The organism is Bacteroides luhongzhouii (assembly GCF_009193295.2).
Lineage (GTDB): Bacteria > Bacteroidota > Bacteroidia > Bacteroidales > Bacteroidaceae > Bacteroides > Bacteroides luhongzhouii.
This window is the reverse complement of the sequence record NZ_CP059973.1, coordinates 3,006,811-3,025,803: the sequence shown is the minus strand read 5'-3', so window position 1 is coordinate 3,025,803 and position 18,993 is coordinate 3,006,811. Positions and strand designations below refer to the sequence as shown.

General features: G+C 44.3%; 19 protein-coding genes. 4 read left to right on the top strand and 15 right to left on the bottom strand.

What is annotated here, in order from left to right; genetic code table 11:
- Positions 1-4: 4 nt before the first annotated feature.
- Genes GD631_RS10820 through GD631_RS10805 form a run of 4 tightly spaced genes read right to left on the bottom strand, consistent with a single transcriptional unit; the run spans position 5 to position 3,517 of the window.
- On the bottom strand, positions 5-1,531 hold the full coding sequence (locus tag GD631_RS10820; RefSeq protein ID WP_223225828.1) for a c-type cytochrome: 1,527 nt from the start codon (positions 1,529-1,531) through the stop codon (positions 5-7).
- On the bottom strand, positions 1,491-1,979 hold the full coding sequence (locus tag GD631_RS10815; protein ID WP_223225827.1) for a Lin0368 family putative glycerol transporter subunit: 489 nt from the start codon (positions 1,977-1,979) through the stop codon (positions 1,491-1,493). Before GD631_RS10815 ends, GD631_RS10820 begins: the two co-directional genes overlap by 41 nt.
- Before the next feature lie 13 nt (positions 1,980-1,992).
- Positions 1,993-2,364 (bottom strand): Lin0368 family putative glycerol transporter subunit, encoded by a 372-nt coding sequence (locus tag GD631_RS10810; RefSeq protein WP_004304747.1) that lies wholly within the window; start codon positions 2,362-2,364, stop codon positions 1,993-1,995.
- Between the two features lie 55 nt (positions 2,365-2,419).
- Positions 2,420-3,517 (bottom strand): SMP-30/gluconolactonase/LRE family protein, encoded by a 1,098-nt coding sequence (locus GD631_RS10805; protein ID WP_143258209.1) that lies wholly within the window; start codon positions 3,515-3,517, stop codon positions 2,420-2,422.
- 351 nt (positions 3,518-3,868) lie between these two features.
- Here GD631_RS10805 and GD631_RS10800 point away from each other — a divergent pair, with 351 nt between their 5' ends.
- The 4 genes from GD631_RS10800 to GD631_RS10785 all read left to right on the top strand — a co-directional run bounded on the left by GD631_RS10800 (position 3,869) and on the right by GD631_RS10785 (position 6,961).
- Positions 3,869-4,183 (top strand): coiled-coil domain-containing protein, encoded by a 315-nt coding sequence (locus tag GD631_RS10800; RefSeq protein WP_004304743.1) that lies wholly within the window; start codon positions 3,869-3,871, stop codon positions 4,181-4,183.
- A gap of 11 nt (positions 4,184-4,194) precedes the next feature.
- The gene (locus GD631_RS10795) at positions 4,195-4,485 is read left to right on the top strand and encodes a cell division protein ZapA (RefSeq protein ID WP_004304741.1); all 291 of its coding nucleotides are present in this window, start codon (positions 4,195-4,197) and stop codon (positions 4,483-4,485) included.
- A 122-nt stretch (positions 4,486-4,607) separates the two neighbouring features.
- Positions 4,608-6,143 (top strand): ribonuclease Y, encoded by a 1,536-nt coding sequence (rny, locus tag GD631_RS10790; RefSeq protein WP_143258208.1) that lies wholly within the window; start codon positions 4,608-4,610, stop codon positions 6,141-6,143.
- Positions 6,144-6,208: 65 nt separating this feature from the next.
- Positions 6,209-6,961, top strand: a complete 753-nt coding sequence (locus GD631_RS10785; RefSeq protein ID WP_143258207.1) for a copper homeostasis protein CutC — start codon at positions 6,209-6,211, stop codon at positions 6,959-6,961.
- 145 nt (positions 6,962-7,106) lie between these two features.
- Here the strand turns inward: GD631_RS10785 and GD631_RS10780 are convergent, their stop codons facing one another.
- The 11 genes from GD631_RS10780 to GD631_RS10730 all read right to left on the bottom strand — a co-directional run bounded on the left by GD631_RS10780 (position 7,107) and on the right by GD631_RS10730 (position 18,915).
- Positions 7,107-8,321 carry a sodium ion-translocating decarboxylase subunit beta gene (locus tag GD631_RS10780; RefSeq protein ID WP_143258206.1) on the bottom strand — a complete coding sequence of 405 codons (1,215 nt, stop codon included), beginning with the start codon at positions 8,319-8,321 and terminating at the stop codon, positions 7,107-7,109.
- Between the two features lie 17 nt (positions 8,322-8,338).
- Positions 8,339-8,764, bottom strand: a complete 426-nt coding sequence (locus GD631_RS10775) for a LapA family protein (protein WP_143258205.1) — start codon at positions 8,762-8,764, stop codon at positions 8,339-8,341.
- Between the two features lie 250 nt (positions 8,765-9,014).
- The gene (locus GD631_RS10770) at positions 9,015-9,857 is read right to left on the bottom strand and encodes an FAD/NAD(P)-binding protein (protein WP_143258204.1); all 843 of its coding nucleotides are present in this window, start codon (positions 9,855-9,857) and stop codon (positions 9,015-9,017) included.
- Positions 9,850-10,863: a 4Fe-4S dicluster domain-containing protein gene (locus tag GD631_RS10765; protein ID WP_143258203.1), complete on the bottom strand. Its 1,014-nt coding sequence runs from the start codon at positions 10,861-10,863 to the stop codon at positions 9,850-9,852. Before GD631_RS10765 ends, GD631_RS10770 begins: the two co-directional genes overlap by 8 nt.
- Positions 10,864-10,872: 9 nt before the next feature.
- Complete coding sequence (locus GD631_RS10760) at positions 10,873-11,673, bottom strand: 4Fe-4S binding protein (RefSeq protein WP_143258202.1); 801 nt, start codon at positions 11,671-11,673, stop codon at positions 10,873-10,875.
- The gene (locus GD631_RS10755; RefSeq protein WP_143258201.1) at positions 11,666-12,139 is read right to left on the bottom strand and encodes a hydrogenase iron-sulfur subunit; all 474 of its coding nucleotides are present in this window, start codon (positions 12,137-12,139) and stop codon (positions 11,666-11,668) included. The genes GD631_RS10760 and GD631_RS10755 overlap by 8 nt, the downstream gene beginning before the upstream one ends.
- A 14-nt stretch (positions 12,140-12,153) precedes the next feature.
- Entirely contained in the window at positions 12,154-14,154 is a 2,001-nt protein-coding gene (locus tag GD631_RS10750; protein WP_143258200.1) for a CoB--CoM heterodisulfide reductase iron-sulfur subunit A family protein, read from the bottom strand.
- The gene (locus tag GD631_RS10745) at positions 14,142-15,008 is read right to left on the bottom strand and encodes a CoB--CoM heterodisulfide reductase iron-sulfur subunit B family protein (RefSeq protein ID WP_099146235.1); all 867 of its coding nucleotides are present in this window, start codon (positions 15,006-15,008) and stop codon (positions 14,142-14,144) included. Before GD631_RS10745 ends, GD631_RS10750 begins: the two co-directional genes overlap by 13 nt.
- A gap of 2 nt (positions 15,009-15,010) precedes the next feature.
- Positions 15,011-15,565 carry a 4Fe-4S dicluster domain-containing protein gene (locus GD631_RS10740; protein ID WP_143258199.1) on the bottom strand — a complete coding sequence of 185 codons (555 nt, stop codon included), beginning with the start codon at positions 15,563-15,565 and terminating at the stop codon, positions 15,011-15,013.
- 104 nt (positions 15,566-15,669) lie between these two features.
- Positions 15,670-16,107, bottom strand: a complete 438-nt coding sequence (locus GD631_RS10735) for a DUF8440 family protein (RefSeq protein ID WP_099146236.1) — start codon at positions 16,105-16,107, stop codon at positions 15,670-15,672.
- Between the two features lie 81 nt (positions 16,108-16,188).
- On the bottom strand, positions 16,189-18,915 hold the full coding sequence (locus GD631_RS10730; RefSeq protein ID WP_143258198.1) for a transglutaminase domain-containing protein: 2,727 nt from the start codon (positions 18,913-18,915) through the stop codon (positions 16,189-16,191).
- Positions 18,916-18,993 lie beyond the last annotated feature (78 nt).

The following is an 18,993-nucleotide window of genomic DNA, read 5'->3' as shown; positions in this document are numbered from 1 at the left end:
AAAATTACAGAGACAATACATACTCCTCCAACTCTTCCAGTTCTTTTTCGGAAACTGGTTTGTGAGGTCCGTGTACCTTAAGCATATCTTTCATCGAATAACTACGGCCGTCATACAAATAAGGAGCCGTACGCCAACACTCATTCAAAGCCGGAACGTCCATCGACACCCCTTTATCGGGTCCGGTAGTCCAATCTACCTTATACTGTTTCAGGTCGGTATAATATTCTCCGGAATGACAACTTGCACAGTTTTCTTCAAAAATCTTCTTCCCTCTTTTCGCTTTCGCAGAAAGTTTGCCATTCTGAAGATAAGGACTGGGCAAAGGTTTCAGAGACTTCAGATATTCGTCAATAGATTCATAGATTTCATCCTCTCCTTCCATAAACAGAATATACTTCACGCCCGAACATACCGCAACTTCGGCATTCTTACGAATACCAGTTGCCATACAAGGCGGAGTCTGATGCGAAAGCAAAAGAGTTTTTGTATTCTTCGGATTACCCATGCCATCATTCAGCAAATCCCAGTTAAGCCCGTCCATGCGTGCATCATTCGGATGGCAAGTTGCACAACTTTGCCAATTTTGGAAACAAATGGTCGCATCATGGAAATACATATCGCCTTTACCTACTTTAGTGAAAGCCAACGGAGCACCCAAAATCTGCTTCTGCACGTTCTTGCCGTTCAAATCCATAGACACTAGTTCCGATGTATAATAATTGGCTGTATAAATTTTACCTCCTGTGGCAACCACCGAACGCGGACCTTTTCCCTGCGTAGGAATGAAGTCACGGATGCCATACAAGAATCCCGCGTCATTGGGTATATTACCCCATGCTTTCATGGAAGGAGTGACCATTTCTCCCTGCTTTGCCTTGGCAAGACGTTCGTGCAAAGCAATACGATCGATGCGCACTAGCTCCTGACTGCCGGCAGCCGCTACAATGATTTGTTTATCATCCGGAGTAACAATGACCGACCACGGATTGGCCGCTCCTTTCTGCGGAGTATCCAAGATGACGGAAGTCAGCCATTTTCTTGCCTTCAAGTCAATGACAGACAATGTATTGGTAGCCATCCATCCTCTATCCAACTGATTGGTAGGCAACTGATAACGAGAGATTAAGTGAGTGACATACGCAAAAGTATGATTCTTGTCCACTGCTACCGACTTCACGTCCGTAGAGCCGTTCGGAAGCATGATACGTCCCGAAACCTTTTTCGAAAGTACATCGACCATGTCGAGCTGTACCGCAATCGGATAAGCCGTAGAAGGCATTTCCGGCAGATTATTAGCAATCAACAGGCAGGAATCGCTCGCAAAAGCAGCCATTGATACAGGCTCACGACCGACAGCAATTTTAGTTTTCACCTTACGGGTTGCCGGGTCAATCTCCCAAAGTTCGTTGTTGAATCGTTGCGTCACCCAAAGAGACTTTGACAACGGATTATACAGAATGTCCGAAGGAGTAGCTCCGCTTTTTGTTTTAGATTGCACCGAAAGTTTCTTCCCGTCCAATTCGTACATCGTACCGTAGTTTCCGTCGCATACCACCCAGAATAATCACCAGCCAACGGGGAAATGCTTCTTTCAATAGTCCTCCGCGTGTTCCTTTCGGCGCGCAAAGTACGTCGGACAAGATAAATCCCATTGCAATTGCCCATCCCATATCTACCCAGGGAGCACTGCCACGATTTCCCTGATGAATCAGGCAGAATTGCATCGGCAAGCCTTCGGCGTCATTCAACAGTCCGGTAGAAAAACCGAATCCGGGCAATTTGTGATTGACTACCCAGAAAGTACCGATAATAAGGGCGGCTGCCATAAATCCACCTATCGGCCCAAAGTCCTTTACTAATTTAGGCCAGCTCATCAGCACTGTAAAGGTGACGGCAAAAGCTCCGAAAATAGATGTGATGATTCCGGCATGATACATGCCGAAAAACTCATTATAAGTCTGTAACCATTCGCTCATTGTTCTTTCCTCCTTAATTTATCTTCCGGGCACAATCGCACGAACGGATTTTCCATACTAGTATTCCTGCCAGGGCACCTCCTATCAGACAACAGATTAAAGTGGGCACTGCATAAAAGAAGTTGGTGATATCTCCCTGAAAACGGACAATTCCCCAGGCGATTCCGGCAGAACCGATGCACCAACCCTGATCGAGCCATATTTTTCCCGGAGGATTGAGAATGGCTCCATGATAATGATTCATATACCACATAATGCCGATAATCAGCGTTGCCGCCAGCCAGCCTCCCATCAGACCGTATGTCTTCCAAAGTTCCGGCCAGATGCCAAACGCAAATCCACCACAGATAGCGGAGCCGGCAAAGGTTGATAGATATTTTTTCATATGATTGATAATGTGTATTCCTTAGTTAATAATGCGCGTAATCCGTACCTAGTTTCTATTCTTTTTCTTCCAATGACAGTTTGGCCAACGTGAAAGGCTTATCATGTTTAGTATTAACCTTGTCCGGTCCGGTCACCAGGTCGAAACAGGATACAATTACTTGTCCGTTCCACACGATAGGTTCACCCGGCTGATCCAAGCCTCCGTCGCTACCGTCACAATCAGGACTTTGAGCAATGCGCTGAATCTTTCCATCTTTATCAATACGTGCAACCGCATTTGCCGAGAAGTCCGCTACCCATATATTTCCTCTATCGTCTATGCACATTCCGTCCGTAGTACGTAACTGGGTGGTATCTTGTGCCCATACATCATTACTAAGCACTTTACCTTCCGCATCCATCTTAATGCGGTGAACGGCACCATCACCGAAGTTTCCTACAAAAAGGTCGCCCGCTTCATTAAATACGATTCCATCCAATCCGTATTGCACTTCAGGATTCTTCGTGATAACAGTGGTAATGAGATTTTTATCTTCGGATGTATTCGTAACTGCCACATCACGGTCATTCATATCAAAACAATATACGCCGCTGACAAGCAAACCCGAAGGATCTTTGATTTGCGATAATGAACTTTGAGTGACATACAATTTTCCATTGCGGATACGAAGACCATTAGGATGCTCCATACCGGATGCTACGGCGATTGTTTCTTTCAATTGACCGTTATCAAACTTCAGGCGAAGAATGCGTCCTTTATTCCGTGCTTTCTCTGCTCCGCTCCAACCTTGATTGTCACAAATAAACAAGTCGCCTTCTTCATTAAAAGCAATCCCCATCGGAGAAGCCCAACCGGTTTCTTCCAATACCGGAACATCAAGCCACTTCGTTATCTTGCCATCTTTAGTGATACGCATTAGACAAGCTGGTTGTGTAATATCTGCAAAATTCGGACAAGCCAGGATCAAATCCCCATTGGAAGCGACAGCCATTCCGTCCGGTGTCGGACAACAGTCCGGTAGGGTTGCAAACAATTCACTCTTCTGCGGAAGAGTATTCTCCCCACTCTTTTGTTTCGGAGAAGTACATTGAATACAAGTTGCTCCTATCAAAGAAGCTGTCGCAAGAGATAGTAAATAATACTTTTTCATGATTAGATAATACAAATGTTTATGTTTATAAATTGAGTCCGTTAGTTCGGTACGCAAACATACAGGTATTTATCAGCAAAGAAGGAAAATGACAATTCAATAAAGGACAAAATTTGCTCAAAATGATGCAAAAATTCCAGAATTAGGCGATGAATAAAGAGATAAAGTCCAAAAGCTAGAAGAATTGAAAGCAGATTATGCCTTTATATTATATATACCTTAATATTATAAGCTGTCTGTATTTGCTTCCTATGCAATGCTCCACTTTTCCCTCCGTTCATAGCTAATTTAGGCTAAAAAGAACATTTTCTCGCGAAAAGTTTTTGTAATATCAGAGTTAATCGTATTTTTGTGTACAATTTTGGTGTAGTGATGACAGAAGAAGAAAAAAAGTTATTGAATTCCTTTGAAACGCAGCTACGGCATTTGATTTATTTGCACGATGAACTTAAGCGTGAAAATGCCGAGTTGAAGAAGCTTCTCGAAAATGAAAAGCTGAAAAACGAGAAGGTACAAGCTCAATACGATGAATTGGAAGTCAGCTATACAAACCTAAAAACAGCTACGGCAATCAGCCTTAACGGCAGCGACGTAAAAGAGACGAAGCTGCGATTGTCAAAATTAGTGCGTGAAGTCGATAAATGCATCGCTTTGTTGAATGAATAGGAACAAGATGTATGAACGATAAAATAAAAATAAACCTGCAGATAGCAGACTCAAACTACCCGTTGACCATTAACCGTGAGGAAGAACAGATGGTACGGGAAGCTGCCAAACAGGTAAATATCAGGCTTAATAAGTACCGGGAAGTCTATAAAAATCTGGAACCCGAAAAAATTATTGCCATGGTAGCCTATCAGTTCTCGTTAGAGAGACTGCAATTGATGCAACGTAATGATACCAGCCCCTATGTGGAGAAGGTAAAAGAACTGACAGAATTGCTGGAGGATTATTTTAAGGAAGAATAAATCCCGACCGGCTATTCGCTGATAAGAGATAAAACAACCACGCACTGCACAATATCCAAGCAAAATAATTGCTTTGATATTTGGCGGTGCGTTTTTATTTATATACTTAAATTAAATGTAGAATGATAGCAATAATAGCAACAGCAATTGCTTGCTTCATCGTAGGAGGAATCCTTTCATATATACTATTCCGGTATGTACTGAAATCCAAATACGACAATATCCTGAAAGAAGCGGAGACGGAAGCGGAAGTAATTAAGAAAAACAAGCTGCTGGAAGTGAAGGAGAAATTCCTGAATAAGAAAGCAGACCTTGAAAAGGAGGTAGCATTGCGGAATCAGAAGATTCAGCAAGCGGAAAACAAGCTGAAACAACGTGAAATGGTACTTAGCCAGCGTCAGGAAGAAATCCAACGTAAAAAGATGGAAGCCGAAGCGGTAAAAGAGAACCTGGAAGCGCAACTTGTGATTGTCGATAAGAAAAAAGATGAACTCGATAAACTGCAACAGCAGGAAATCGATAAACTGGAAGCAATCTCCGGATTGTCTGCCGAAGAGGCCAAAGAACGCCTGGTAGAATCTCTGAAGGAAGAAGCCAAGACGCAGGCACAATCATTCATCAACGACATTATGGATGATGCCAAATTAACAGCCAGCAAAGAAGCCAAGCGTATCGTTATCCAGTCTATCCAACGGGTAGCAACGGAAACCGCCATTGAAAACTCTGTTACGGTATTCCATATCGAATCGGATGAAATCAAGGGACGTATTATCGGACGTGAAGGACGTAATATCCGTGCTTTGGAAGCTGCTACCGGCGTTGAAATCGTTGTAGACGATACTCCGGAAGCAATCGTTCTTTCTGCCTTCGACCCGGTTCGCCGTGAAATTGCCCGTCTAGCCCTGCATCAGCTTGTGACTGACGGACGTATCCATCCGGCCCGTATCGAAGAAGTGGTAGCTAAAGTACGCAAACAAGTGGAAGAAGAGATTATCGAAACCGGTAAACGTACTACCATCGACTTGGGTATCCACGGTCTGCATCCTGAATTGATCCGTATCATCGGTAAGATGAAATATCGTTCTTCTTATGGTCAGAACTTGTTGCAACATGCACGCGAAACAGCCAATCTTTGTGCTGTGATGGCATCTGAACTGGGACTGAACCCGAAGAAAGCAAAACGTGCAGGTTTGCTGCATGATATCGGTAAAGTGCCTGATGAAGAACCAGAATTGCCGCACGCATTGCTGGGTATGAAACTTGCCGAGAAATACAAAGAAAAACCGGATATCTGCAACGCTATCGGTGCTCACCACGACGAAACGGAAATGACCAGTCTGCTGGCTCCTATCGTACAGGTATGTGACGCCATCTCCGGTGCACGTCCGGGTGCCCGTCGCGAAATCGTAGAGGCTTATATCAAGCGTCTGAACGATCTCGAACAACTGGCTATGGCTTATCCGGGTGTAACAAAGACGTATGCTATCCAGGCAGGACGCGAACTCCGTGTTATTGTCGGTGCAGACAAGATTGACGACAAACAGACAGAAAGCCTGTCAGGTGAAATCGCCAAGAAGATCCAAGATGAAATGACTTACCCGGGACAAGTGAAGATTACCGTCATCCGTGAAACACGTGCGGTAAGTTTCGCTAAATAACGTAACGATTCAAAAGAAGATTCATATAAGGGCGAAGAAATTCGCCCTTTTTTAATATCACGACTATGGGAAAGTATCAATTTGAGATTTGTACCAATTCAGTGGAAAGTTGCCTGGCCGCACAGGAAGGTGGCGCAGACCGCGTGGAACTGTGCGCCGGAATACCGGAAGGCGGAACAACCCCTTCTTACGGAGAAATTGCCATTGCAAGAGAAGTATTGACTCACACCCGCCTGCACGTTATTATCCGCCCTCGTGGAGGAGACTTCCTTTATTCGGATATCGAAATCCGGACAATGCTGAAAGACATCGCAATCGCACGGAAATCAGGGGCAGACGGAGTCGTATTCGGTTGCCTGACAGCAGAGGGTGAAGTAGATTTACCGGCAATGCAGAAACTAATGGAAGCAGCCCAAGGGCTATCTGTGACTTTTCACCGGGCATTTGATGTATGCCGTAATCCGCAAAGAGCATTGGAACAGATCATCGAACTGGGGTGTAACCGTATCCTGACTTCCGGCCAGCAACCTACGGCTGAACTGGGAATCCCCCTTTTAGAAGAATTACAGAAACAGACCGCCGGAAGAATCACGTTACTCGCCGGATGCGGAGTGAATGAAAATAATATTGCACGCATTGCCGCAGAAACCGGAATCAACGAGTTTCATTTCTCGGCACGCGAAAACATTCAAAGTGAGATGAGATTCAGAAACGAAGCTGTCTCCATGGGAGGCACGGTACACATCAATGAATATGAACGCAATGTGACTTCCATACGAAGAGTAAAAGAAACGATTGATGCCGCTTTACATGGATAAATATGGCAGCAAGGGATGAGATATCGCTTCATAATAGTACTAATACAAGACAGAAATGGTGAACATACAGCCTTCAAGCCTTTTGTTCACCATTTCTTTTTTGCATCATTACCAACAGTATCTCAAAAAACTGCTATACTTTTATTTATAAATATGGAATTATCGTAATATAAATACCAGTAATAATAGCCGAAGTAATTACTCCCGAGATATTAGCTCCCAAAGCATCTCCCAGAACAAATGAGTCCGGATTATCTTTGCTTACAATCTTTTGTGCAACCTTCGCGGTAGTGGGTACACAGCTAACAGCTGCAATACCGATTACCGGATTGTAATTACCCCGTTTAATAATATACATGATATATCCTCCGATTATTCCTCCGACACCGGAAAGTAATAATGCTACAATACCCAATACTAATAGTTTCAAGATCTTCGGATCGAGCAACAGATGTGCATCACAAAGTACACCGAGCAGTACGCCCAACATAAAAGTGGAGCCATAAAGCAACGGACCACTCACAAAATCATAGATATGTTTCATACCCGACTCACGAACAGCAACACCCAGGAACAAAGAGAAAAACAAAGGAGAAGCTACCGGGAACAAGAAACAGAGAATAGCACAAAGAACAGCAGAGAAAGCCAGTTTCACTTTAGCGTCGTAATTCTTTGGAGCTTTCTTTGTCACCATCTTAATAGCACGGAAGCGTTTGGGAACCAACAGTTTTACCAAGTAAGGATAGCCTCCATATGTCAAGCCCAAATAAAGATAGGCAACCACCGTAATAGGAACAAAGAGATGCTTTGCCAATGCCAACGAAGTAAACAAAACCATTGGCCCATCCGCTCCACCTACCATAGCCACAGATGCACTTTCTTTCAGAGTCAGACCAAGAGCAGAAGCAATAGGTACTGTCAGAAAAGTGCCCAGCTCTGCGCACAAAGCCAGGAATATACTTGCAAATGGTTTTTGAAGCAGGAAGCCTACATCCAAAAGCGCGCCGATCCCCATAAAGACGAAACAGGCTATCAGTCCGTTACTGAATGTCAGTGTGTAGACAGGTTGAAGAAAGTTTATCTGCATGGTATTCATTAATTGATCCGTATCGGAAAGCATCGGGTCGAGAAAAAGATTACCTAATGTTCCGTCAGGCATCATCAGTGTACCGCAATTGATAGCTACCATTCCCAATCCCATCGGAATCATTACCATTGGTTCAAGTACACCTTTCCAACCTAAATAAATAAGTAACAAACCAAGGAGTACCAAGAAAATTCTGGCACAGGCAAGCATACAGCCGCTTTCCATCATAGTGCCAATGCCTTGAAATAAGGTCGCAAAGTCTATATTTTCCATAAATAAATATCTTTTTATTACTTGTTAGTAGGTTTCTTTGAGTTTTTCTTAATGACGTGGGCCTGCTCTTCTTCCCGAAGAAAGAATTCGCGGGTGTCCTGCGAATAATAATAATTCATCAGGTTATTTTCTGAAGCTCCCGGGCTCACTCCATGATAATAGCCGGGATAACCAGTAAAGTTCCTGTCAATCCCCCTACTGTAGTCTTCACGGGAATCTCCCAAAGCATCTTCGCCTGCAATGGGTATCTGCCGGATTAATCTCTCCACCTTTTGCCGATGCTGCCGCCAGCGTCGCAACCGGAGTAGCTCCAAACGGTGGGAACTATAAAAATCAAATGAATCGGCCGCATAGGCAATCAACTTAATGACTGCAGCTACAAAGAAGCCTATGAGGAACGTAAGCCCCATCATCGCAAGAGTAGATAGTAATAAATGAATCATAGTAATATAAAAAATTAAGTTGTACAATCTCATTCAAAAAAAGAAAGAAGAGGCGCCCAATGGTGAAACCATTATTAAAATTAGACACACATGAAAGTTAATCCCATTGGGCATTCCTCATCACCATATAAAAACAATCGGCGGATATCATTTGCCTGAAGTCACTTCGGTATATATCCTTGCTTTTATACGACGTAACTCCCGTTTCACAACGGAAAACACAATATTTTAATCCTTGAATACCTTACAATCAGTATTCAGGAGGTATATCATTCAACTGGGCTTTAGTAAATACGGGGCCGTCTTTGCAGATATACAGCTTCCCTACATTACACCTGCCACATTTTCCAACACCACATTTCATCCGGTTCTCCAGTGTGGTGTAAATATTCTCATCCGCAAAGCCTAACTTCTCCAACACGGGAAAAGTGAACTTAATCATTACCGGAGGTCCGCAGACTATTGCTACGGTATTCATACTGGCAGGTGCAGCAGCTTCAAGCACCGAAGGAACAAAACCAACCTTTCCTGTCCAGTCGGGAGTCTCACCTCCGGGGTCAACCGTAGTAATCAGATTTACATCCGGACGGTTTTCCCATTCTTTCAGCTCTTCTTTATATACCAGGTCGTTCACCGACTTAGCTCCGTAGACAATCGTTATATCTTTAAAGTCTTCCCGCCTGTCTAATGCATTCCAGATGACACAACGCATCGGCGGAAGCGCTATACCACCTGCCACGAACAGCAGGTTCTTTCCTTTCCACTCGTCCAAGGGGAATGTATTTCCGAAAGGTCCGCGAAAACCGACGGTAGCTCCTTCTTCCAGTTTGGCAAGCCCGGTAGTTACCCGTCCTGCCTGACGGAATGTACACTCGATATATCCTTTACGAGTAGGTGACGAAGCAATACAAAAAGTGGACTCTCCTTCACCAAACACCGAGTATTCACCGAACTGTCCGGCTATAAAGTGAAAGTCTTCCCCCTCCTTCTCGTCTTTAAATTTTAACCGGAATGTCTTGACTCCCGGAGCTTCATGGGTTATCTTCTCAATCACCATCAGGTGCGGAAGGTATATGTTCGACTGCTCATTCATGGCTTGCTATCGATATTAAGTGTTCAAGTATATTCATATCTACCGGACAGGCACGCGAACAACGTCCGCACCCGGTACAACCGATTTCCTGTATCCGCTCGGGCATATAGGAGAACTTATGCAAGATGCGCTGACGCCAACGGGCACTTTGTGTCGGACGCGGATTATGTCCGGACGTGTGAAGGGTGAACAGCGAAAAGCCGCAAGAGTCCCAACAACGGACACGATGACCGGACGAACCTTTAGCGTCTTCCTGAATATCAAAGCAGGCACAGGTAGGACAAACATAAGCGCATGCCCCGCATCCCAGGCAACGTTCGGACTGTTGTTTCCAAACAGGGCTATCGAATGCTCCCGTCAACTTTTCACGTATATCATCAACGTTGAAACGGGTGGGAACGGATGCCAGATATTGTTCCTTATCTATTTCTTCCGCAGGTGTATATTCTTTCACAAAGAATTTAACCAATGCTTTCCCTTTTGCTGTCAACACTTCTACAAGCGCACTCTGATCCGGCAACTCCGTAATCTGAATATCACTGCCGGTAGTATTACCAGGCCCTCCATGAACGGAAGTACAGAAGCATGATTCATCACATTGTGCACAGCTGAAACTGATTAATGTCATTTTCTCGCGTCGTGCATTGTATAGTTTATCTTTATAATCCCAATTAAAAATGCCGGTAAGAGGCGTAAAACCTGCCGCATCACAAGGACGGATCTTCCAAAGAATGGTTTCGGGAATTGCGTTGATGGCCGTTTCCCGTAAAGTGGCTTCTTTTCCGTCTTTCTGATAAGAGAACAGTACTTCTGTCTTCGGAAACGCAAAGCGTTTAACCGACTGAGTAGTCTGCACATAATCCGTCGCTACCTCATCATAAGAAGTCACTCTCTTGAAGTCTACTTTATCTCCTGATTGTACCGGAGCGAAAATATGCATTTCCTTTTTCACCATCTGGCGAAACCATTCTTGCAGACTGCTTTTACTGATATGTAGATTTTCCATTACTTTCTTTTAATGTATAAAGTTCTCTTTATCTTCTGCCTTGAAGGTAGAAAGTACATTTCCCGCACGGTTGATAGCGCCGGGGGCAACCCCGAACTCATCCCGGATGTCTTCCATCATACTTTGTGTCATCAAATGAAGAGGAATACCCACCGGACAGGCTTGTTTACAAGCTCCGCAACCGATGCAGCGTCCCGCCATGTGCATCACCCGGTTGATCTGCCATTCCATATTTGTCAGCGGAGCAGACCAGGGTTGTATCCATTGCGGACAGTTGACCTCGACAATACACCGGCTGCAATAACACAACGGACAAGCAGCCCGGCAAGCATAGCATTTGATACATTTCGACATCTCTCCCATCCAGTATTTCCAACGCTCTTCACGAGTCATCTTCTTCAGACGTTCAATCAGCTGAAGATTCTCCTCACTAATAGCCAAAGGAAAGTCTGCCAGATACGTATTTATTTCATCGAATCCTTTAAACTGCATCACTTCTCCTTGTCCGTCAACAGCTAATACCAGAAGCTTATCTTCTTTCAACTGTTTTTCGAATGCCAGTTGAATAATGGTCCGTAATGCCGGAAGCGTAGCTGTTATAGCTACTTTGCCTGTTCCTGTCAATTCCGGTTTCGTCAGGTAAACGGCGATATTATTTGTGCAACGGTCGTCCAGTATCAGTCTGTCGGCAATATCTGCCTGTCGGCAAAAAAGAGGACGTGTTCCGTGGTTTCCTTCTTCATAGCCTATCACAAGATTTACTTCTCCTTCTTGCAACAAAGCAATTACTTTTTCTGTCAGTTTACTCATAGACAACCTCCTTTTCCAAATAGTCCGAAGCTTTCTGATACTCCAGATAAGGTCCCAGTTCACGAATTCCGGCAACTGTTTCATTCACCAAATCAGCCCACTTGGCACCCTCTGCCGCCGACACCCATGAATAACGGATACGACGTACATCAATTCCCAGGAAGTCGAGTAATCCGCGGAATACAATCCAACGACGACGTGCGTGGAAGTTTCCGGATGTATAGTGACAATCATTCGGATGACAGCCCGAAACGATAATGCCATCAGCACCTCCGGCAAAAGCTTTCAGTAATAGCATAAAATCAATTCTTCCTGTACAGGGAAAACGGACGATCTCTACATTAGTCGCATACTTCAATCGGCTTGTACCTGTGAGGTCTGCCCCGGCATACGTGCACCAATTACAGACAAAAGCTACAATGCGCGGTTCAAATTCCTGATTATTCTCGTTCTTATTTTCGTTCATAGCTTACTCTCTTTTTAATGGTTCAGCAATGCCATCACTTCGGCATAGACCTGTTCATTGGAATATCCTTGTATATCAATAGATTTGGAACGGCAGAAAGCAACACAGGTACCACAACCCTGGCAAAGTCCCGGATTTACTTTAGCGACTGTCTTTATTACATTTCCGTTCCTGTCTTTTATCTCTTCACGTTCAATGGCCTGATAAGGACAAGCCGTCTGGCACATGAAACACCCTACGCAAGTACTGAACAGCGGAGGAGTAGTGCGATTGACAACTGCTATCAACGGTTCACGAACCAGATTTGCCTGTGAAAACAGTCCTGCCACTTTTACAGCGGCTCCCGAAGCCATTCCCACTGTTTCAGGAATATCTTTCGGTGCCTGACAGGCTCCTGCCAGAAAGATTCCGGCCGTATTTGTTTCTACCGGTTTCAGTTTGGGGTGAGATTCGGCAAAGAATTGATAAGGGTCATACGAAATGTGCATCTTCTGTGCCAGTTCTTCCGCTCCTTTGTTGGCGACTCCCGCTGTGGCAAGCACTACCATGTCGGCTTCAATCTCGACTGGCGATGCCCCCAACAGGGTATCTACTCCTTTAACAATCAATTTACCGTTCTTCTCATATATACGGGCGACGCGACCACGGACGTAATTCACTCCATCCTCTTCAATGGCACGGCGCACAAATTCTTCATAATTCTTTCCTCCGGCACGAATATCCATATAGAATACGTACGACTCGCCACCGTGTACCTTGTGCTGATAAAGCATCGCATGTTTAGCCGTGTACATACAGCATATTTTAGAGCAGTAAGGAATCCCTTTCGCCGGGTCACGGGAACCGGCACATGCTACGAATACAATCTTTTGAGGGATCTGTCCGTCAGACGGGCGGCGTATTTCACCGAACGTAGGACCGGAAGCCGATGCCAAGCGTTCAAACTGTAGCCCGGTAATGACATCTTTGTATTTTCCATATCCGTATTCGGGGAAAAAGTCAGTGTTCAACACATTGAATCCTGTGGTAACAACAATGGCTCCTACTTCTTCGGTGATGATGCTGTCTTCCTGTCCGAAGCGGATAGCACCCGTTGGACATAGCTTTTCGCAGACTCCGCACTTACCGTTACGATAATGGGTACAGTGTTCTTTATCGATCACCGGTTTATTGGGCACTGCTTGAGGAAAAGGAACATAAATAGCTGTACGCATTCCCAAACCGGCATTAAATTCGCTCGGTATCTTTTTATTGGGACATTTAGTCGTGCAAAGTCCGCAACCGGTACATAGTTTTTCATCGATACTCTTTGCTTTCAGGCGAATACTGGCTTTGAAATTTCCAATAAAACCTTCCACATGTTCCAATTCGGCGTATGTATAAAGAGTGATATTCGGATGCCGGGCTACTTCCACCATTCGCGGAGTGAGAATACACTGCGAACAGTCTAATGTAGGAAAGGTTTCCGAAAGTTGTGACATGTGTCCGCCAATAGAAGGTTCTTTCTCTACCAGAATGACCTGATGCCCGCAATTGGCGATGTCCAGACTTGCCTGGATTCCGGCAATGCCTCCTCCGATTACCAATGCTTTTTTGGTGATAGGAACTTGAATGGGAACCAAAGGATGATTCCGTTTTACTTTTTCAACCAGACTTTTGACAATATCAACAGCTTTACGGGTGGTTGCCTCTCCTTTCTCGTGTACCCAAGAGCAATGCTCGCGAACATTAGCTATTTCACACAGATAAGGATTCAAGCCGGCTTCCGCACAGGCCCTCCGAAAGGTAGGTTCATGCATTCGCGGAGAACACGCAGCAACTACAACGCCATCCAATCCGTATTCTTTAATGGCATTCTTTATCAAAGTCTGTCCCGGATCAGAACACATATATTTATAATCAATGGCATAGGCAACGCCTTCCATTTCTTTTGCCGCTTCGGCCACTTTTTCGCAGTCGACAGTTGCACTGATATTTTCACCACAATGGCAGATAAAAACTCCTACTTTAGACATACTTCTGCCTCCTTCAAATTTACAGCTACAAAATGACGACCCAGTCCCAACTCTTTGGGAGTCAGTCCGACAGCGAGTCCGATAGCTTGTGTGATATAAAGAACCGGTATGGTCACAGGTTTTGCCAGATAGTTATTGATAGCAGGACGACGCATATCCAGATTGGAATGGCACATCGGACAAGCTACAACCACAGCTTCTGCTCCCCGGTCGTCAGCATCTTTTAGTATATTTCCGGAAAGACGTCCTACCAGGTCTGTACGGGAAACGGATAAACCGGCACCGCAACACTCTGTTTTAAAAGCCCAGTCAATAGGAGTCGCCCCAATCAGAGACATGATTTTATCCATGCTTTGCGGATCTTCCAGACGGTCGAAGTTTAATATTTTATGGGGACGCACCAACAAGCAACCGTAGTAACAAGCCACTTGATGAGCGAACGGACGTACTATTTTCTCTTTTAATGTATCCAGCATGTATTTCTCTATCATCTGGAGGACATTCAATATTTTCACATTTCCAAGGTAACGCATTCCAACTGTAGTCAGTATTTCATCCTTCAATACTTCATTGTTCATTAATTCGTGTTGAGCAACACTCAAACGATTGTAACAGGAAGCACAGGGGACAACGATTTCTTGAAATCCCTGTTGTTCCGCCAATGCCAGCACACGGGTGGGTAAGGCAAGAGACAATTCTCTACTCATGGAGTGAGCTGCCGTTGCACCGCAACAGTTCCAGTCTTTCAACTCGATCAGTTCGAGTCCCATCACCTGTGCCAGTGCTTTGACTGATTCATTGTATTCACGAGAAGTTCCGTTTAGCGAACATCCCGGATAGAAACCTATTTTCATAGCTACTTTTGAGTCTTTTCAATGGTTTGTGCAAATATCTTTTTGATCTTATTCTCATCTTTTACCCGTTCCGGAAGAAGGTTGAGTTTCCCTTTGACAAACATAACAGGAGCTACATTCAAATCCTGTGTCAAACGTAAGGTACGGACTTTAAACCCTGCAACCAATCCGACTTCGTAGAGCCTTCCCGTTCTTTTCACTGATTCGAGAAAAGCGGAGTGAAAAGCTACGACAGGACGTGATTCTTTATTGATGCATCCTTCTTTACGGGATCTCTCACGCAGATAGTCCATTACTTCAGGAATGTTGATCTCTTTAGGACACCGGGCAATACAGTTTTCGCAACTCAAGCAAATCCAAATGGCATTGGAACTTAACACACGACGGTCATTTTGAGCATTTTTTGTCTGCAACAACCGGAGAATATAGCTGGGAGCATAATCCATCTCCTCTGACAACACACATCCGGCCGTACACTTACCACACTGGTAGCAATAAGACACATCAATACCCGTCTTTTGTTCCAAGTCACAGGAAATACATTCTTTGTTTTCCATGTTGACATGAATAAAATAGATAATAAATAAAATAAAGGAAAAAGTGGCAGAGAGGGATCAGAATAATAGGCACACCACACCCTACCTAAAGATAAGAATTGGGTCTAAATGAGAATATGCGCTAATGTATAGACGTAATACTTACACGAATATTTAGTGTAATTAACATTAAGGCCGGTATGCCCCAAACGGTTCTCCGGAAGCAGAACATTCAGAGAGCTCAATATCTGTATAATGACAGTATTGGTATTGAACTTCAGGTTCTTGAAAGGAACAATGCTTCTCGGAAAAGAGATATTGTCAAAAATGCAGTCACTAACCTTACAATTGGATGTCTCGTCAACAAACTGCGAATGAGAATCTTTACCTGACTTATCGAAGCCGGCAGAAGAGACGCGGCAACATGACTCTGCTGTATATTGCATATCATTAGCCGAGATTTCAGCTTCTTTCTGAAATCCCTGCAATTCTTTATCGGAAACATTACTAAATCCCAATACCAGAAATGCGCATGCTAATATGCAAAAAATGTACTTAGTCATAATTTGCTGCAAACGTAATCATTCTTTTCCGAAAAAAAGCATTAAGGGCAAGAATTAACGATTATTCATACAGACTCTTTCCTACAAACCATGTACAACTTTCATCAATTGCTCACCTAAACCGATTGTATATCCTTGAGAAACAAAGACTACCCTATTAAATGTATCTGCAATAATAAATACCGGCAAAATGGAATTGTTCAAGTTCATAGCCCGCACAATTTCCTTGCGGATGCTATCATCAATATCAATACCGTAAGTGATGGTCGACGGAAGTCCTTTGAATTCGTCGGCATTAAATTTCTTGTATTGTTCTTCCGAAGGAAAAAGAAAGACCATCTTACGCCCCCATTGTTCGAAGTCATTGCCCAAAGCGGCTATATCTCTTAGTGCATGATTGGTAGGTTCCTGTCCTACCCCAAGCACAGCTACTACAAAATAGCCACGCCCGCAGGTTTGCAAAATACTCTGCTGTTCAGTGCTGCCCACCGGGTGATAGGTCGCTTCCGAATTAAAATTTCCGATCACTTGCACCTGGTCTTTGCTTTCACGCATCACAAGGTCAACGGTGGTTGTCTTACCGGGTTCTACAGTAAAGAACGTACTGTTGGAAAGCACCGCTCCACTTGCCAGACGGGTTCCGGTCACCATCATATAATAACCTTCGTCAAACTCTCTTCCGTATCTTAACAGATTATACCAGGTAGTTCCATCGCCCATATCCGTCTCCCCTTCGTCATAATTAAGCAGCTGGAATGTGCCGTTTTTAAATTTGGAAAGAGTGAAATGCGAATAATATTTAGGATCTTCCACTGAACGGATAGGCGTGTAAGTCGCTTGCAATACTCCCTTTCGGGATTGGGTAGATTCTGCCGTATCAAAGTTGACATCTTCCTTAACTAATTCTTTATTTAGAATCTGCACTTTTCCTGTCACTTCATCAATCCAGGCGGCGGATGCCCACCCCATGCTCCGGTAAGCTGCCACAAAGAAAATATCACGCGACTTTTCATCAGCCACCCGTGCTTTCCAGACTCCCATCGGAGAGATAGGAATCTGTTGGGAATTCAGTTCATTATTGATTTTAATCTCTTTTCTGCACCATTCTATTAATACTTTAGGATCATGTTTCATGCTATCAGGCACAGACTGGTACACTGTTTTCTCAATGGCTTCACAAAGTTCCTTTTTATAAGGAGTCAACATTTCATTGGCTATACGAGGAGGATTGAGGTACATCCTTTTAAATAAATCAGTCTCTATCTTCTCCCAATCCGAGATATTAGTCAGCAAATGGTCATTCAATATATCCAGAGTTACATCTCGGAGATCTTTAGCCGAAAGGCTCTCTAATATCCACATGGCTCGTATTTCTTCCCACGAAACAGCATCTTTCTCTTTTCTGATAGACGAAAGGAAGTCTTTCAAGGTTTGGTGATTTCCTCGCGAAGCAACCAGGAAGTTTACCAGTTCTTCTTTCTTTTCCGGTTGTAAAGCATTTCCATATAGTTTATCTATCCAATCTTTGGCCTGTTTTTCCGTCATCATTGTTGCCACGTACGCATTGCGGATTGAATCTTCCTGCGCCATCCGCCGATCATTCTCCGCCCGTTGTTCGGGAGTGACCTCGGGAATATTCGCTCCTTCCACCGGAGGTACAAAATCCATAGGCAAGGAATAGGCTTCACCTTCTTTCCTATTTAAAGAGAGTTGCAGTGCATCATCTTTTCCAAATGAGATTTTGGCATAACCAAATTGTCCGTCGCGGGATGCCCAAACCAACATATCTCCTTTGCCGGCAGTCAGGCTGGCTTTCCCCTCTGCATCTGTATATTTCGTGGCTACTGTATAGAACTCCGCATAATTGTATATCTTAAATTCGACTTTGGCATCTGCCACCGGTTTACCTTCGGCATCCGTCACCGTTACGATAGCTTTGGCAGTAGGGGCATAATTATCAATCACATTGATTTCTGTGTAATTGGGTGTTTCAAGCATGATCTCTTCCGGACCGTTGTAACGTCCGAAAACCTTGGTATGCATCAACATTCCCCGACTGGCAGGGGCATTGAACCATCCCAGGTTCAAAACCGGTTCCGGCTCACAAGCTCCGAAGAAGTACCAATGTCCATCCGCCCATGCTTCCACCCAAGCATGGTTATCATCCGTATGCGCCCAACGGGGTGTATACACTTGCCGTGCCGGAATACCGACTGCCCGGAGCGCAGCCACCGTAAATGTAGACTCTTCGCCACAACGTCCATACGCTGTTTTGACTGATGCCAATGGTGAGCTGGTACGCGCGTCACTCGGACGATAGACTACTTTCTCGTGACACCAGTGATTCACCTCCAATATCGCGTCTTTCATCGGCAATTCTTTCACCCGGTCTTTTAGTTCGCCATAAAAGACACGGCGAGAATCGTCCAGATTCTCGTTATTCACCCGGATCGGCAGAACAAAATGGCGGAACACTTCATCGGGAATCGCTTTTCCCCAAGACATCTCGTCACGTGTCTGCTTCGACAGCCGGACATTCTCCAAGTAATAATCTCCCGGATAGTCCGTCACATCCCCTATCGGCATATAAGCGTAGAGAAACATCAATGCTTCGCGCTCGTACACTGACAGAGCGGAATCACCAAAGATCGCAAATAAGTCTCCATGAGGAAGCGCCTGTTTCTTCCGCTCAAAGTCATGAGCTACTTGATTCCGGTAAGATTCTTCTTTGAGGAAATGAGTATTGTTACAAGCAAACAACACAATCGACAAAATCAGGACGCATAAAAGATGGGTGAATGTTTTCATATAAGTGTTTGGTTTATTCTATTAATAAGGCTGCTGACTGACAAAAATACAAGAATATTTTCTGAATGCCTAGATAAG